This window comes from Streptomyces sp. NPDC002580 (genome assembly GCF_042889485.1).
Taxonomy (GTDB): domain Bacteria; phylum Actinomycetota; class Actinomycetes; order Streptomycetales; family Streptomycetaceae; genus Streptomyces.
This window is the reverse complement of record NZ_JBIAQZ010000001.1, coordinates 305,058-321,216: the sequence shown is the minus strand read 5'-3', so window position 1 is coordinate 321,216 and position 16,159 is coordinate 305,058. Positions and strand designations below refer to the sequence as shown.

The window sequence follows — 16,159 nt, the reverse complement described above, 5'->3', positions numbered from 1 at the left end:
GCTGATACCGGCTCCGCGCGGCCCGGCTCATTCCTGGAGCCGGACCATGACCACCGCAGTACCCCGGACACCCATAGACGTGACGACCTCGGACGTCGAACTCTCCATCGGCGGGATGACCTGCGCCTCCTGCGCCGCCCGCGTCGAGAAGAAGCTCAACCGGATGGACGGCGTCACCGCCACCGTCAACTACGCGACGGAGAAGGCCAGGATCTCGTACCCGGAGGGGGTACAGGTCGCGGACCTGATCGCCACCGTGGTGCGGACGGGCTACACCGCCGAGGAACCCCCGCTCCCCGCGCCACCGCGGGAGGAGGCACCGGCCGCCACCGACGACGACCCCGAGACGGCCGCCCTGCGCCGCCGGCTGACCGTCTCCGCGCTGCTCGCTCTGCCCGTCGTGCTCATGTCCATGATCCCGGCCCTCCAGTTCGACAACTGGCAGTGGCTCTCGCTGACGCTCGCCGCGCCGGTCGTGGTCTGGGGCGGGCTGCCGTTCCACCGGGCCGCGTGGACGAACGCGCGGCACGGCGCGGCCACCATGGACACCCTGGTCTCGGTCGGCACCCTCGCCGCGTTCGGCTGGTCCCTGTGGGCGCTGTTCTTCGGCGACGCCGGGATGCCGGGCATGCGGCACGGCTTCGAGTTCACCGTGTCCCGTACGGACGGGGCGTCCACGCTCTACCTGGAGGTGGCCGCGGGCGTCGTCGCGTTCATCCTGCTCGGCCGCTTCCTGGAGGCCCGTTCCAAGAGGCGCGCGGGGACCGCGCTGCGAGCGCTGATGGAACTCGGCGCCAAGGACGTCTCCGTCCTGCGGGACGGCCGCGAGGTCCGCGTCCCCGTGGCCCGGCTGGCGGTCGGCGACCGCTTCGTCGTACGGCCGGGCGAGAAGATCGCCACCGACGGGACCGTCACCGAGGGCGCGTCGGCCGTCGACGCGTCCATGCTGACCGGCGAATCGGTGCCGGTGGACGTGACCGTCGGCGACGCCGTCACCGGTGCGACCGTGAACGCCGGGGGCCGGCTCGTCGTCGAGGCCACCCGGATCGGCGCCGACACCCAGCTCGCGCGGATGGCCCGGCTCGTCGAGGACGCGCAGAACGGCAAGGCCGCGGTGCAGCGGCTCGCCGACCGGATCTCCGGGGTCTTCGTGCCCGTCGTGCTGCTCGTCGCGCTCGGCACCTTCGGGGCCTGGATCACGGTCACCGGCGACACGGTCGCGGCGTTCACCGCGGCCGTCGCGGTACTGATCATCGCCTGCCCCTGCGCGCTCGGCCTGGCCACCCCGACCGCCCTGATGGTCGGCACCGGCCGCGGCGCCCAGCTCGGCATCCTCATCAAGGGGCCCGAGGTCCTGGAGTCCACGCGCCGCGTCGACACCGTCGTCCTGGACAAGACCGGCACCGTCACGACGGGACGCATGAGCCTCCACGAGGTGTACGTCGCCGACGGGACCGCCGAGAAGGACCTCCTGCGGCTCGCCGGCGCCCTGGAACACGCCTCGGAGCATCCGGTTGCCCGAGCGATCGCGGCGGGCGCTCAGGAACGCACAGGCGGCCTTCCGTCCCCGGAACACTTCGAGAACGTGCCCGGGCGCGGGGTCCGCGGGCGGGTGGACGGCCACGACGTCACCGTCGGCCGGTTCACGGACACGCTCCCCGAGACGCTTGCGGGCGCGAAGAACGCGGCCGAGGCCCAGGGCCGTACGGCCGTCGTGGTCACCCTGGACGGCCTCGCGGTCGGCGTCCTGACCGTCGCCGACACGGTCAAGGAGACCAGTGCCGAGGCCGTACGCGAACTGCGCGCCCTCGGACTCACGCCGCTCCTGCTGACCGGGGACAACCGAGCCGTCGCCGAGGCCGTGGGGCGGGCGGTCGGCATCGGCCCCGCCGAGGTGATCGCCGAGGTGCTGCCCGAGGACAAGGTCGCCGTGATCGAACGGCTCCGGAGCGAGGGGCGGACCGTGGCGATGGTCGGCGACGGCGTGAACGACGCGGCGGCGCTCGCCACCGCCGATCTGGGCCTCGCGATGGGCACGGGGACGGACGCGGCGATCGAGGCGAGCGACCTGACACTGGTGCGCGGGGACCTGCGGGCGGCCGCGGACGCGATCAGGCTGGCGCGCAGCACCCTGTCCACGATCAAGGGAAACCTGGTCTGGGCGTTCGGCTACAACGTGGCGGCACTGCCGCTGGCCGCCGCCGGCCTGCTGAATCCCATGATCGCGGGAGCGGCGATGGCCTTCTCCTCGGTGTTCGTGGTCACGAACAGCCTTCGACTCAGAGCATTCGCGTGACGACAGAGCATGAGTCCCCCTAGAGTCCAACGGGAGCCTCACATAAGCTCTTCACAAGGCTCGCGCATCTTCCTTACGCTTGGTTCCCGATTCCCATATCGGGGCTCTTGCCTATCTTCAGGACATATGCAAGAGACACAGATCACAGTGACGTGAACGTAACCATCAAAGGGGTTCGCCGGTCTAAGTTTGGCGATGTCAGAAGCGTCTTGGGGGGCGTGACTGGCATCTGGGGATGTCTTGGGGGACGTTCCCGGAAATTGCGTCGCCGGGGCACGTACACCGGGGAGCTTTGAGCGGCCCTCCCGATCCGTACGCGTCCCGGCAGATCGCACCGCGCACCACCGCAGTACGGCGAGCTCCGCTCGCCCGGTTCGACCGTCGGCCCCGTGCCGGCACACAGCGATTCAGGCGCTGTCCCACAGACGCCCGGCCGGATCCCGTGGGGGGAATCCGAACCGGGACAAGGAAAGCGCCCTGACTGCCGGCCCGTGGGGGGACCAGTAGCAGGGCGCTTTCCGTTTTTCTGCCTCTGTACGGTTCTTCGCCGCCTCAGTACGGGTTCACCGGGCCCCGCGCACGGGGTCCGGTGCTCTCTCGTACAGGCCTCAGCGGGCCTCGACCGGCACGAAGTCGCGCTCGACGACACCCGTGTAGATCTGACGCGGGCGGCCGATGCGGGAACCGGGCTCCTTGATCATCTCGTGCCACTGGGCGATCCATCCCGGCAGCCGGCCGAGGGCGAACAGGACCGTGAACATCTCGGTCGGGAAGCCCATGGCGCGGTAGATCAGGCCGGTGTAGAAGTCGACGTTCGGGTAGAGGTTGCGCGAGACGAAGTAGTCGTCGGAGAGCGCGTGCTCCTCCAGCTTCAGCGCGATGTCCAGCAGCTCGTCGGACTTGCCGAGAGCGGAGAGGACGTCGTGCGCCGCGGCCTTGATGATCTTCGCGCGCGGGTCGAAGGACTTGTACACCCGGTGGCCGAAGCCCATCAGGCGGACGCCGTCCTCCTTGTTCTTCACCTTGCGGATGAACGAGTCGACGTCACCACCGTTGGCCTTGATGCCCTCGAGCATCTCCAGGACGGACTGGTTGGCGCCACCGTGCAGCGGGCCCCACAGCGCGGAGATGCCGGCGGAGATCGAGGCGAACATGTTCGCCTGCGAGGAACCGACCAGACGCACGGTGGAGGTCGAACAGTTCTGCTCGTGGTCGGCGTGCAGGATCAGCAGCTTGTCGAGCGCGGAGACGACCACCGGGTCGAGCTCGTACTCCTGCGCGGGGACCGAGAAGGTCATGCGCAGGAAGTTCTCGACGTACCCGAGGTCGTTGCGCGGGTAGACGAACGGGTGACCGATCGACTTCTTGTACGCGTACGCCGCGATCGTCGGAAGCTTCGCGAGCAGCCGGATCGTCGAGAGGTTGCGCTGCTTCTCGTCGAACGGGTTGTGGCTGTCCTGGTAGAAGGTCGACAGCGCCGAGACGACCGAGGAGAGCATCGCCATCGGGTGGGCGTCCCGGGGGAAGCCCCGGTAGAAGTTCTTGACGTCCTCGTGCAGCAGGGTGTGCTGCGTGATCTCGTTCTTGAACGTGGAGAGCTCGTCGACGTTCGGGAGCTCCCCGTTGATCAGCAGATAGGCCACCTCCAGGAAGGTGGAGCGCTCGGCCAGCTGCTCGATCGGGTAGCCGCGGTAGCGGAGGATGCCCTGCTCACCGTCGAGATAGGTGACCGCGGATTTATACGCGGCGGTGTTGCCGTACCCGCTGTCCAGCGTCACCAGACCGGTCTGGGCGCGGAGCTTGCCGATGTCGAAGCCCTTGTCGCCGACGGTGCTGTCGATCACCGGGTAGGTGTACTCGCCATCGCCGAACCGCAGTACTACAGAGTTGTCGCTCACGTCATCCCTCACCGACGTTGTGCCTCTTCTTCGAGGTGCCCTGACTGTCTCTACCATCCCCCATTTGGCCCTGGAGAGTGCACTCGGGGTCGGCCATTGGGCCCATTGGCGGCACTCAGTGCCGTCAATCTGCTCATCCTGCCCCCTTCGTCGCCCAACTGGAAGTGCTCTGTGACCTTCATGACTCGTTTGATCGATCATTTTTTGTGACGGGCCGTGTCACGCGTCCGAAAGGCCCCGTTCGGCCGTCGAAAACGCCTGGTTCCCGCCGCTCGGAGGAGGTTGTCCGTTCCTCACGAGCCGGACAGCCGGAAGTCCAGGGCCGTGCACCGGCGTCCCGCCGACACCGTGCGCACCGCCTGGCCTATCGCCTTGCGCGAACCGACGAGGACGACCAGCTTCTTGGCCCGGGTGACCGCCGTGTAGAGCAGGTTGCGCTGGAGCATCATCCACGCGCCCGTGGTCACCGGGATCACCACCGCCGGGTACTCGCTGCCCTGGGAACGGTGGATGGTCACCGCGTAGGCGTGGGCGAGCTCGTCGAGTTCGTCGAACTCGTACGGGATCTCCTCGTCCTCGTCCGTCCGCACGGTCAGGCGCTGTTCGACCGGATCGAGCGAGGTGACGACCCCCACGGTGCCGTTGAAGACGCCGTTCTCGCCCTTCTCGTAGTTGTTGCGGATCTGGGTGACCTTGTCCCCGACCCGGAAGAGGCGGCCGCCGAAACGCTTCTCGGCGAGGTCCGGGCGGCCGGGGGTGATGGCCTGCTGGAGCAGGCCGTTGAGGTGGCCCGCACCGGCCGGGCCCCGGTGCATCGGAGCGAGGACCTGGATGTCCCGGCGCGGGTCGAGACCGAACCTGGCCGGAATCCGCCGGGCCGCCACGTCCACGGTGAGCCGCCCCGCCTCCTCGGTGTCGTCCTCGACGAACAGGAAGAAGTCCTTCATGCCGTCGGTGACCGGGTGCTGCCCGGAGTTGATCCGGTGCGCGTTGGTCACCACCCCGGACTGCTGGGCCTGGCGGAAGACCTTGGTGAGACGGACCGCCGGTACCGGACCGCGGTCGGCGAGCAGGTCGCGCAGCACCTCACCGGCGCCGACGCTCGGCAGCTGGTCGACATCGCCGACGAAGAGCAGATGGGCGCCCGGGGGCACCGCCTTGACGAGCTTGTTGGCGAGGAGGAGGTCGAGCATGGAGGCCTCGTCCACGACCACCAGGTCGGCGTCCAGCGGGCGGTCCTTGTCGTACGCCGCGTCGCCGCCCGGCTTGAGCTCCAGGAGCCGGTGGACGGTGGAGGCCTCGGCCCCGGTCAGCTCGGCGAGACGCTTGGCGGCACGGCCGGTGGGCGCGGCGAGGACCACCTTGGCCCCCTTGGCGCGGGCCAGCTCCACGATCGAGCGGACCGTGAACGACTTGCCGCAGCCCGGGCCCCCGGTGAGCACGGCGACCTTCGCGGTGAGCGCCAGCCGGACCGCGGCCTCCTGCTCGGGAGCCAGGTCCGCGCCCGTCCGCCCCTTCAGCCAGGCGAGGGCCTTGTCCCAGGCCACGTCGTGGAAGCCGGGCATCCTGTCCCGGTCGGCGCGCAGCAGCCGCGACAGCTGGGCCGAGAGGGAGACCTCCGCGCGGTGGAAGGGGACCAGGTAGATGGCCGTCACCGGGTCGCCGCCGTCCGGGCCCGGGACCCTCTCCCGTACGACACCGGGGTCCTCGCCCTCCTCGGCGGGGGCCGCCAGTTCGGCCAGGCAGTCGATGACCAGGCCCGTGTCCACCTGGAGCAGCTTCACCGCGTCCGCTATCAGCCGCTCCTCGGGGAGGTAGCAGTGGCCCTGGTCGGTGGACTGCGACAGGGCGTACTGAAGGCCGGCCTTGACGCGCTCCGGGCTGTCGTGCGGAATGCCGACGGACTGGGCGATCTTGTCGGCGGTCAGGAAGCCGATGCCCCAGACGTCCGACGCCAGCCGGTAGGGCTGGTTCTTCACGACCGAGATCGAGGCGTCGCCGTACTTCTTGTAGATGCGGACGGCGATGGAGGTGGACACCTCGACGGTCTGGAGGAAGAGCATGACCTCCTTGATCGCCTTCTGTTCCTCCCAGGCGTCGGCGATCCTCCCCGTCCGCTTGGGGCCGAGTCCGGGGACCTCGATGAGCCGCTTCGGCTCCTCCTCGATGATCCGCAGGGTGTCCAGCCCGAAGTGCTGGGTGATGCGGTCGGCGAAGACCGGGCCGATGCCCTTGACCAGTCCCGAGCCGAGATAGCGGCGGATGCCCTGGACGGTGGCCGGGAGCACGGTCGTGTAGTTCTCCACGGTGAACTGCTTGCCGTACTGCGGATGGGAACCCCAGCGGCCCTCCATGCGCAGGGACTCCCCGACCTGGGCGCCGAGAAGCGCGCCGACGACGGTGAGCAGATCTCCGGCGCCCCGGCCGGTGTCCACCCGGGCGACGGTGTAGCCGTTCTCCTCGTTGGCGTACGTGATGCGTTCGAGCACGCCTTCGAGAGTGGCCAGCCGCCGCTCGCCCGTCTGGACGGCTCCCGCCTGATCGGTCATGGTCCGAAGGTACCGCCCGGCTCCGACAGCGCTCCGGACCTGTGGACGACTCCCCCGATCGGGGCGGATGTCCCGGTCCGGTCCCGGCCGCCGGGCGGGCCCGTGCGCCGTCGTGCCCCCGGGAGTCCTCGAAGACGTGCGGAAAGATTTCGAGGGGCCCGGTCCGTCGACCGGGCCCCTCGGATTCCCTCCCCATCAGAACCCCCGCGATCCCCCCGGATCCCCCTCCAAAGGCCCTGATGCCACGTACGACCGGCGAGGCCGGGAAAGGGTTGCACGACTTCTGAAGATTCTTTCGGGGCGGTGCCGGACGGCTTCGGGCGTACGGTGCCGCCGCCGGTCCGGCGCCCCTGCGCGGCGCTATCCGGCGTGTTCCAGGAACCGTGCCGTCGTCTCAGCGAGCACCTCGCGCCCGTCCCGGGCCCACAGCGCGTCGTTGAAGAGCTCGACCTCGATCGGTCCGGCGTAGCCCGCCGCCTCCACGTGGGCCCGCCACGCGCGGAAGTCGATCGAGCCGTCGCCGAGCGGGCCCCGGCCGTTGAGGACGCCCTCGGGAAGCGGCGTGGTCCAGTCGGCGAGCTGGAAGGCGTGGATGCGGCCCCCGGCCCCCGCGCGGGCGATCTGGGCGGGAGCCGTGTCGTCCCACCAGAGGTGGTAGGTGTCGACGGTGACGCCCACCTGGTCGGCGGGGAAGCGTTCCGCGAGGTCCAGGGCCTGGGCGAGGGTGGAGACCACACAGCGGTCGGCCGCGTACATGGGGTGGAGCGGTTCGATCGCGAGGCGCACGCCCCGCGAGGCGGCGTACGGGCCCAGTTCGCCGAGCGCGTCGGCGACGCGCTCACGGGCGCCGTGCAGGTCCTTGGAACCGGACGGCAGGCCACCGGAGACCAGGACGAGGGTGTCGGTGCCGAGGGCCGCGGCCTCGTCGACGGCCGCCCGGTTGTCGTCCAGGGCCCGCTTTCGGTCCAGTGGGTCGACTGCCGTGAGGAAGCCGCCCCGGCACAGGGTGGTGACCGCCAGGCCCGCGGCGCCGACGAGCGCGGCGGTGGCGTCGAGGCCGTACACGTTCACGGGTTCGCGCCACAGGCCGACGCCCGGGATTCCCAGCTCCAGACAGCCTTCGACCAGTTCGGGCAGCGACAGCTGCTTGACCGTCATCTGGTTGACGGAGAAGCGGGCGAGAGGGCTCATGGGGTCACTCCGTACAGGGACAGCAGGGTCTTCATCCGGGTCTCGGCGCGTTCCGGGTCCGGGAACAGGCCGAGTCCGTCGGCCAGTTCGTAGGCGCGTGCCAGATGCGGCAGCGAGCGCGCCGACTGGAGGCCGCCCACCATCGCGAAGTGCTCCTGGTGGCCCGCGAGCCAGGCCAGCAGGACGACGCCCGTCTTGTAGAAGCGGGTCGGGGGCTGGAAGAGGTGCCGGGACAGCTCGACGGTGGGATCGAGGAGCTCACGGAACCCCTTGACGTCACCGGTGTCCAGGACCCGTACCGCCCGTGCCGCGACCGGGCCGAGCGGGTCGAAGACGCCGAGCAGGGCGTGGCTGAAGCCCCGTTCGTCGCCCGCGATCAGCTCGGGGTAGTTGAAGTCGTCGCCGGTGTAGCAGCGGACGCCGTCCGGGAGCCGGCGGCGCAGCTCGACCTCCCGGCGGGCGTCGAGCAGGGAGACCTTGATGCCGTCCACCTTGTCCGGGTGGGCGGCGATCACCTCCAGGAACACCTCCGTCGCCGCGTCCAGGTCGGGCGATCCCCAGTAGCCCTCGAGCGCCGGGTCGAACATCGGGCCCAGCCAGTGCAGGATCACCGGGTCGGCGGCCTGGCGCAGGAGCCGTCCGTAGACATCGAGGTAGTCCTCGGGTCCGCCGGCGGTCGCGGCGAGCGCGCGCGAGGCCATCAGGATCGCCCGCGCGCCCGACTCCTCGACGAGGGCGAGCTGCTCCTCGTAGGCGGACCGGACCTCGTCGAGGGTGGCCGGGCCGGTGAGCTGGTCCGTTCCGACGCCGCAGGCGATCCGGCCGCCGACGGCCCTGGCCTCGGCCGAGGACCTGCGCACGAGTTCGGCGGCTGTCGGCCAGTCCAGGCCCATCCCGCGCTGAGCGGTGTCCATCGCCTCGGCGACACCGAGCCCGTGCGACCACAGATGGCGGCGGAAGGCGAGCGTGGCGTCCCAGTCGACGGCGGCGGGCGATCCCGGCGAGACGTCCGCGTACGGGTCGGCGACGACGTGCGCGGCGGAGAAGACCGTACGGGAGACGAGGGGCGTGTCGCCAGGTGGGAAGGAGAGGGGCTCGGTGCGCGGCTCGTAGGTCCGCGACCGGCCGTCGGCGTCCGGGAGTCGGATGGTCACAGGGCGATCTCCGGGACGTCGAGGCGGCGGCCCTCTGCGGAGGACTTCAGGCCCAGTTCGGCGAGTTGCACGCCGCGGGCGCCGGCGAGGAGGTCCCAGCGGTAGGGGGCGTCGGCGTGGACGTGCCGGAGGAACAGCTCCCACTGGGCTTTGAAGCCGTTGTCGAAGTCGGCGTTGTCGGGGACCTCCTGCCACTGGTCGCGGAAGGAGTAGGTCGCCGGGACGTCCGGGTTCCAGACCGGCTTGGGGGTCGAACCCCGGTGCTGGACACGGCAGTTGCGTAGTCCGGCGACGGCCGAGCCTTCCGTTCCGTCGACCTGGAACTCGACGAGCTCGTCGCGGTTGACGCGCACGGTCCAGGAGGAGTTGATCTGGGCGACCGCGCCGCCCTCCAGCTCGAAGATGCCGTAGGCGGCGTCGTCGGCGGTGGCGTCGTAGGGTTTGCCGCGCTCGTCCCAGCGCTGCGGGACGTGGGTGGCGGTGAGCGCCTGCACGGAGGTGACGCGGCCGAAGAGTTCGTGCAGGACGTACTCCCAGTGCGGGAACATGTCGACGACGATGCCGCCGCCGTCCTCGGCCCGGTAGTTCCAGGAGGGCCGCTGGGCCCCCTGCCAGTCGCCCTCGAAGACCCAGTAGCCGAACTCCCCGCGCACGGACAGGATCCGGCCGAAGAAGCCGCCGTCGACGAGCCGCTTCAGTTTGAGCAGTCCGGGGAGGAAGAGCTTGTCCTGGACGACGCCGTGCCTGACGCCGGCGGCGTGCGCGAGCCGGGCCAGTTCGAGGGCTCCGGCCAGGCCCGTGGCGGTCGGCTTCTCGGTGTAGACGTGCTTGCCCGCCGCGATGGCCTTGCCCAGGGCCTCCTCGCGGGCGGACGTCACCTGGGCGTCGAAGTAGAGGTCGACGGCCGGATCGGCGAGGACCGCGTCCAGATCCGTCGACCAGTGCTCGAGGCCGTGCCGTTCGGCGAGCGCCCTCAGGGCGTCCTCACGACGGCCGACGAGCACGGGTTCCGGCCACAGCACGGTGCCGTCGCCGAGGTCGAGTCCGCCCTGATCGCGCAGGGCGAGAATCGAGCGGACGAGGTGCTGGCGGTAACCCATGCGACCCGTCACGCCGTTCATGGCGATACGCACCGTCTTGCGTGTCACGTGATTCCCCTTCGTACGCGTCAGGCGCCGCGCACGCTGACTGGTGAGCGTGGCAGCAAGCGCTTTCTATGCAGGGAGAAGCTAGCCTCTGTGCAGCGGTCGGGACAAGACCACCGCGAAGTGGACTTGTTCGAGGGGGCGAACAACGGGGGCCGATGGCCGTATGGTCTGCACGGACCCCGGCACCGGGAAGCGGCGCGCTCGGCCATCGACTCCGTGTTCGACGCCGTACGACGAGGCATGACCAGGCACGACGACGTACGAGACGTACGAAGAGGTACGACGAGACGCACGACCGGAGGACGACGAGATGACGGTGACCCTTGCGGACGTGGCGGCCCGCGCGCAGGTCTCTCCCGCGACGGTGTCGCGCGTGCTGAACGGGAACTATCCCGTGGCCTCCTCCACCCGTGAGCGGGTGCTGCGCGCGGTGGACGAGCTGGACTACGTACTGAACGGACCCGCGAGCTCGCTGGCCGCCGCGACCTCCGACCTCGTCGGGATCCTCGTCAACGACATCGCCGACCCCTTCTTCGGGATCATGGCGGCCGCGATCCAGTCGGAGATCGGCGGTCCGGGGGGACGCGCGGGCGGCGAGCGGCTCGGCGTGGTGTGCAACACCGGTGGCTCCCCGGAGCGCGAACTCACCTACCTCACCCTCCTGCAGCGCCAGCGCGCCGCCGCGGTCGTCCTCACCGGCGGCGCCATCGAGGACACCGCCCACGCGAGCGCCGTCGCGGCGAAGCTGCGCAGGCTGACGCAGGCGGGCACCCGGATCGTGCTGTGCGGACGGCCGCCCGCGCCCGAGGCGCCGGAGGCGATCGCGCTCACCTTCGACAACCGCGGCGGCGGCAGGCAGCTCACCGAACACCTGATCGGCCTCGGCCACCGGCGGCTCGGCTACATCGCGGGTCCCGAGGAACGCACGACGACCCGCCACCGCCTGGAGGGCCACCGCGCGGCCCTGGCCGCGCACGGCGTCGAGGACGATCCGCGGCGCACCGTGCACGGCCGCTACGACCGCCGGTCCGGCTACGAGGCGACGCTCGAACTCCTGCGCCGCGACCCGTCGTTGACCGCCGTCGTCGCCGCGAACGACACCGTGGCGCTGGGCGCCTGCGCGGCGCTGCGCGAGTCCGGGCTGCGCATCCCGGACGACGTGTCCGTCGCGGGCTTCGACGATCTGCCGTTCAGCGTCGACGCCGTGCCCGCCCTCACGACCGTACGGCTGCCGCTCTCCGAGGCGGGCGCCCGCGCGGGGCGCATCGCCATGGGCCGCGAGGAGCCTCCGCCGGGCGGGATCGCCACGGTGCGCGGGGAACTGATGGTGCGGGGATCCACCGGGGTTCCCCGGGACTGACGCCCACGCGTCGCCCGGCGCCCGGACCTGCCGGGCGCCCCTCCGTCGGATGAAGTCGCATCACAGAGTTAACTCAAATACCTACCGTAGGTGACCGTCAGGGCAACCTGAGTACGAGACCCTTCCTCCCCAAGTGACCCACGCTCATGGGGAGTTGGCATATATGCAAGGCACCGTGGACGGCTTCGGATACGGGGCGGTGACCCCGGTGGCCTCCTATCTGACCGCCTGCCTGGGCAGTGCTCTCGGGCTGCGCTGCGTCGTCCGTTCCCTGCACGACCGCCGGTCGTGGAAGCCCGGCTGGCTGGCGCTGGGAGCCGCGACGATCGGCTGTGGCATCTGGACCATGCACTTCATCGCGATGACCGGGTTCCGGGTCCAGGGCATCGCGATCGACTACGACGGCCGTCTGGTGGCGCTCAGTCTGGTCCTGGCGATCGCGGTGGTCGGCGTCGGTGTCTTCGCCGTGGGGTACCGCGGCGCCGACAGGACCACCCTGGCCGCCGCCGGGATCTTCACCGGGCTCGGTGTGGCCGGGACGCACTACCTCGGCATGGCGGCACTCAAGCTGAACGGGGCCCTCCACTACGCGTCGCTCACGGTCGGGCTCTCCGTGCTGATCGCGGTCGTCGCCGCGACCGCCGCGCTGTGGACCGCCGCCTCGTACCGGGGTTTCCCCGCCGCCCTCGCCGCCAGCCTCCTCCTGGGCGCCGCCCTGAGCGGCATGCACTACACCGGCATGGCCGCCCTCGGCGTACGGCTGCACGGCACGAGCCACAGCTCGTACGTCGCCGGCACGTACGGCGGCGGCGACTCACCGCTCTCGATCCTGCTCCCCATGCTGATCGGCCCGGTCGTCTTCCTGGTCCTGGCCGGAGTGATCGTGATGTTCGACCCCCAGCTCGTCCTCGGCGACGGGGACTGGGGCCGGACGGCCCCGCGGCGCCGCGCCGTCCCGGCCGTCGTGGCGGAGCGCCCCGTGGCGCCCTCCCGGAACGACGGCTCCCTCTTCGAGCCCCGGAGTCATCGCGCGGGCCGGCACACCCCGCCGCGCGGACGGTGAACCCCGGCCACCCCGCCGGAGGGCCGGGACACCGGGTCGCCGGTACGGGCGGGTGCGCGGCGGGCAGGACCGGCGCCCTCGGGGCGGTACGGGTCGCCGTCGCCCGCGGCGGGCCGGCCGGCCCGCCGGGCAGGCCTCCTACGCCACCGGCTCCGCCGCCGCTCCGGCCGCCCGGCGCACCCGCGCGGCCAGCCGGTCCCGGCAGGCGGGCCACTCCGTCGCGGTCACCGAGTAGACCGCGGAGTCGCGCAGCAGTCCGTCCTCCCCCGGCGCCCAGGAGCGGGACCAGTTGCGCAGGACTCCCTCCAGGCGGGCGCCGGTGCGCTCGATCGCGGCGCGGGAGCGGGTGTTGCGGGCATCGGTCTTCAGGTCGACCCGGGAGACGTCCCACACCTCGAAGGCGTGCCGGAAGAGCAGGAACTTCGACTCCGCGTTGACGCCCGTGCCCTGCGCGGAGGACGCGAGCCAGGTGAACCCGACCTCGACGGCGTCGAGCCGGTCCTCCGTCCGCCAGCAGCGCGGCTCCCAGTACGCCGTGGCGCCGACCGCCCGTCCGGAGGCGAGGGAGATCTGCGCGTAGGGCGCGAGCATGCCGGTGCCGGCCCGGGCGAGCTGCGCGTCGACGTACTCCCCGACCCGGTCGGCGCGGGGCACCCAGGTGAACGCGTACGAGTCGCGGTGTTCCTCCGCCGCCTCGGCGAGGTCGGCGGCGTGCCGGTGGCCGAGCGGCTCCAGCCGTACCAGCGTGCCCTCCAGAACCGGCCCCTCCGACGGGAAACCCAACGCCCTCACCCTTTCCTCGCTCGGTGTGCCCGCTGCGATTTTTATGGGGTGGGGGCGGCCCGTGTCCAGCGGTTATACGTCCTCGACGGTGCCCGCGTGCCGGGCTCGTTCGGCGGCCAGGACGGTGAGATGGCTGGTGAGGGACTCCCGCGGGCCGGACTTGACCAGGCCGGGGTTCCCGGTGGCGACGGCGGCGACGAACGCGTCCATGAGCCCGGCGTCGCCCCCGCCGTGGCCGCCGGCCACGTCCATGGCGCCCGCCGGCGCGAGGTCGAGGACCTCCTCGGTCCGGGTCAGGAAGTCGTAGACGCTCAGGCTCGCGCCGTCGCCGCGCAGTTCGCCTCGGGTCCCGAAGATCCGGGTGCGGCGGTCGGCCTGTTCGGTGAAGGCGGTCATGGTGAAGGCGGCGGTGGCCCCGGAGGCGAACTCCATCGACACCACCTGGTGGTCGACGACGTCGTTGTCGCAGGCGTACACGCACCGCCCGTACGGCCCCTCGCGCAGGGCTGTCTCCAGGGCCTCGGGGGTGAAGTCGTCGAGCAGCACGCTCAGCGGCCAGCGGTGTTCGCCGCGGGCGAGCCGGTCGCCGTACTCGCGCCGGGCCGAGTAGGGACAGGTGCTCTCCACGGCGCAGTCCAGGCAGCGGTCGGCGGCGCCCTCGGGCCGGTTCTCCGGCCGGAAGTGCGAGAGACGTCCGAAACTGGAGACGCGCAGGGGAGGTTGGCCGAGGACGTACTGCAACCAGTCCACGTCGTGGCAGGACTTGGCCATCAGCATGGACGTGGCCCGTTCCGCGCGGCCCCAGTTGCCGCGGACGAAGGAGTGGGCCTGGTGCCAGAAGCCGACCGGCTCCAGGTGCTGGACGTTGACGACGTCCCCGATCCGGCCGGAGTCGACGGCCTCCTTCACGGCGCGGGTGTAGCGGGTGTAGCGCAGGACGTGCCCGACCGAGAGGATCACCCTGGCCTTCTCCACGGCGTCGACGATCGCCCGGCACTCGTCCTCGGTCGGGGCCATCGGCTTCTCCAGCAGGATGTGGTAGCCGAGGGCCGCGAACTCCAGGACGGGTTCCAGGTGTTCGCGGTCGAGGGTGCAGATCAGCACGGCGTCCGCGATCCGGCCGCGGGCGGCCAGCGCCCGCCAGTCGTCGACCGCGGCGTCCTGCTCCAGCGCGTGGGCGGCCGCGAACCGGCGCCGCCGGGTCTCCCGCGGCTCGGCCACGGCCACCACCTCGGCCCGGTCCGGATGCGCGAGGGCCCAGCGGGCGTAGCCGGTCCCCCGCTGCCCGGCACCGACGACGGCGAGGGTGACGACGGGGGCGGCGGAGGCGACGGGTGCGACGGGTGCGACGGGTGCGACATCGGACATCTGTGGACCGCCTTCCGGTCGGGTCACAGGCGCGGTTGGCGCCGTCCGTCGCGAAGCTAGCCGCCCGGTATGCCCCCGACAAGACGCCCTCGGTGCCCGCCGGCCGGGCTCAGCCGTTCTCCCCGGCGGCCGCCCAGGCCCCGAACACCTCGTGGAAGGCCGGGAACGTCTTGCGTACGCATCCCGGGTCGTCGAAGCCGATGCCCGGGGTGCGCAGCGACGTCACGGCGAAGGCCATGACGACGCGGTGGTCGCCGTACGTCCTGATCTCGGCGGCGGACGGGGTCCCCGGGTGGATCTCGATCCAGTCGGGGCCGGTGTCGACCCGGACGCCGAGCCGCCGGAGGTTGTCCGCGCAGGCTTCGAGGCGGTCGCACTCCTTGACCCGGGTGTTGGCGACGTCCTCGATGCGGACCGGTCCCGAGGCGAAGGGCGCGACGGCGGCGAGCGTCGGCATGGTGTCGGAGATGTCCCGCATGTTGACGGTCAGGCCGCGCAGTTCACCGGTGCCGCGCACCGTCGTGCGGTCGGCGGCGGTCTCCACGTGCGCGCCCATCCGGCCCAGGACGTCCACGAAGCCGAGGTCGCCCTGGAGCGCCCGCTCGCCGAGGCCCCGCACCGTGACCTCGCGGCCGGTCAGGGCGGCCGCCGCGAAGAAGTAGCTCGCGGTGGAGGCGTCGGGCTCGACGGGGTAGGTGGTGGCGCGGTAGCCGCCGGGCGCCACCTCGAAGACGTCGCCGTCCACCGTCACGTCCGCCCCGAACGCTCGCATCATCGCGAGGGTGATCCCGACGTACGGGGCGGAGACCAGTTCGGTGACCTCGATCCGCAGGCCCTTGCGGGTCAGCGGGCCGAGCAGGAGCAGGGCGGTGAGGTACTGGGACGACTGGCCGGCGTCGAGGACGACCGTGCCGCCCTCCACCCCGGACGCGGCGATGCGCAGCGGGTGGTGGCCCTCCGCCTCCTCGTGCCGCAGGTCCACGCCCAGGTCGCGCAGCGCCTTCGACAAGGGTCCCAGCGGGCGGCGGCGCATCTGGGCGGAGGCGTCGAAACGGTAGGTTCCGTGGCCCGCGGCGGCGAGTGTCGGCAGGAAGCGGGCGGTGGTCGCGCCGTCCCGGCAGTACACGTCCGCCTCCGCGACCGCGGGGCCCTGCGGGCGTCCGTCGACGTGCCAGACCTCCGGTGTGCGGCCGACGCGGTAACCGAGCCGGGTCAGGCCCTCCGCGAAGCCCTCGGTGTCGTCCGAGCGGAGCGGGCGCACGAGGCGGGTGACCCCGTCGGCCGCGGCGGCCAGGAAGAGCGCGCGGGCGGTGATGGACTTGGAACCGGGGATGTCGACGACGGCCATG

The 16,159-nt window shown here is 71.5% G+C and carries 11 protein-coding genes; 3 read left to right on the top strand and 8 right to left on the bottom strand.

The window, feature by feature from the left end; all coding sequences use genetic code 11:
• The first annotated feature begins 46 nt into the window (after positions 1-46).
• Positions 47-2,296 (top strand): heavy metal translocating P-type ATPase, encoded by a 2,250-nt coding sequence (locus tag ACFYW7_RS01370; RefSeq protein ID WP_389496946.1) that lies wholly within the window; start codon positions 47-49, stop codon positions 2,294-2,296.
• A gap of 608 nt (positions 2,297-2,904) precedes the next feature.
• Here ACFYW7_RS01370 and ACFYW7_RS01365 read toward each other — a convergent pair.
• The 5 genes from ACFYW7_RS01365 to ACFYW7_RS01345 all read right to left on the bottom strand — a co-directional run bounded on the left by ACFYW7_RS01365 (position 2,905) and on the right by ACFYW7_RS01345 (position 10,236).
• Positions 2,905-4,194, bottom strand: coding sequence for a citrate synthase (locus ACFYW7_RS01365; protein WP_389496945.1), 1,290 nt, complete (start codon positions 4,192-4,194; stop codon positions 2,905-2,907).
• Positions 4,195-4,487: 293 nt separating this feature from the next.
• Positions 4,488-6,743, bottom strand: coding sequence for an ATP-dependent RecD-like DNA helicase (locus ACFYW7_RS01360; RefSeq protein WP_389496944.1), 2,256 nt, complete (start codon positions 6,741-6,743; stop codon positions 4,488-4,490).
• A 360-nt stretch (positions 6,744-7,103) separates the two neighbouring features.
• Positions 7,104-7,934, bottom strand: a complete 831-nt coding sequence (locus ACFYW7_RS01355) for a sugar phosphate isomerase/epimerase family protein (RefSeq protein ID WP_389496943.1) — start codon at positions 7,932-7,934, stop codon at positions 7,104-7,106.
• A complete protein-coding gene (locus ACFYW7_RS01350; RefSeq protein WP_389496942.1) occupies positions 7,931-9,088 on the bottom strand; it encodes a dihydrodipicolinate synthase family protein in 1,158 nt (385 codons plus the stop codon). The genes ACFYW7_RS01355 and ACFYW7_RS01350 overlap by 4 nt, the downstream gene beginning before the upstream one ends.
• Positions 9,085-10,236: a Gfo/Idh/MocA family protein gene (locus ACFYW7_RS01345; protein ID WP_389496941.1), complete on the bottom strand. Its 1,152-nt coding sequence runs from the start codon at positions 10,234-10,236 to the stop codon at positions 9,085-9,087. The genes ACFYW7_RS01350 and ACFYW7_RS01345 overlap by 4 nt, the downstream gene beginning before the upstream one ends.
• A gap of 310 nt (positions 10,237-10,546) precedes the next feature.
• Between ACFYW7_RS01345 and ACFYW7_RS01340 the strand changes: the two genes are divergently transcribed.
• Positions 10,547-11,596 (top strand): LacI family DNA-binding transcriptional regulator, encoded by a 1,050-nt coding sequence (locus tag ACFYW7_RS01340; RefSeq protein ID WP_389496940.1) that lies wholly within the window; start codon positions 10,547-10,549, stop codon positions 11,594-11,596.
• A gap of 163 nt (positions 11,597-11,759) precedes the next feature.
• Positions 11,760-12,659, top strand: a complete 900-nt coding sequence (locus ACFYW7_RS01335; RefSeq protein ID WP_389496939.1) for an MHYT domain-containing protein — start codon at positions 11,760-11,762, stop codon at positions 12,657-12,659.
• A gap of 138 nt (positions 12,660-12,797) precedes the next feature.
• Here ACFYW7_RS01335 and ACFYW7_RS01330 read toward each other — a convergent pair whose 3' ends face one another.
• The 3 genes from ACFYW7_RS01330 to aroA all read right to left on the bottom strand — a co-directional run bounded on the left by ACFYW7_RS01330 (position 12,798) and on the right by aroA (position 16,158).
• Positions 12,798-13,442, bottom strand: coding sequence for a GNAT family N-acetyltransferase (locus tag ACFYW7_RS01330; protein ID WP_389496938.1), 645 nt, complete (start codon positions 13,440-13,442; stop codon positions 12,798-12,800).
• A 72-nt stretch (positions 13,443-13,514) separates the two neighbouring features.
• Complete coding sequence (locus tag ACFYW7_RS01325) at positions 13,515-14,810, bottom strand: Gfo/Idh/MocA family protein (RefSeq protein WP_389496937.1); 1,296 nt, start codon at positions 14,808-14,810, stop codon at positions 13,515-13,517.
• A 109-nt stretch (positions 14,811-14,919) separates the two neighbouring features.
• Positions 14,920-16,158 (bottom strand): 3-phosphoshikimate 1-carboxyvinyltransferase, encoded by a 1,239-nt coding sequence (aroA, locus tag ACFYW7_RS01320; protein WP_389496936.1) that lies wholly within the window; start codon positions 16,156-16,158, stop codon positions 14,920-14,922.
• Position 16,159: the final 1 nt, after the last annotated feature.